Raw genomic sequence first — 321 nt, 5'->3', positions numbered from 1 at the left:
TGTTCGAGTCTCTCAAATGCTTGCAGTCTGCATGCGTTGTAAAACGCCTGTGGGTTGTGAGGTTAAGCGACTAAGCGTACACGGTGGATGCCCTGGCAGTCAGAGGCGATGAAGGACGTGCTAATCTGCGTAAAGCGTCGGTAAGGTGATATGAACCGCTACAGCCGACGATGTCCGAATGGGGAAACCCGGTGCACTCTGTGCATCATCGCAACATGAATACATAGTGTTGCGAGGCGAACCTGGGGAACTGAAACATCTAAGTACCCAGAGGAAAAGAAATCAACCGAGATTCCCCCAGTAGCGGCGAGCGAACGGGGA

Annotated in this window: 1 rRNA gene; it reads left to right on the top strand. The window is 52.6% G+C overall.

Going from position 1 to position 321, the window contains the following annotated elements:
• Window positions 1-60 precede the first annotated feature (60 nt).
• Window positions 61-321: ribosomal RNA gene (locus tag VH86_RS22045) — 23S ribosomal RNA — on the top strand; the annotation flags it as partial.

The sequence above is a fragment of the Pantoea sp. BL1 genome, assembly GCF_000963985.1.
GTDB lineage: Bacteria > Pseudomonadota > Gammaproteobacteria > Enterobacterales > Enterobacteriaceae > Pantoea > Pantoea rwandensis_B.
This window is presented reverse-complemented; position numbering and strand designations above follow the sequence as displayed.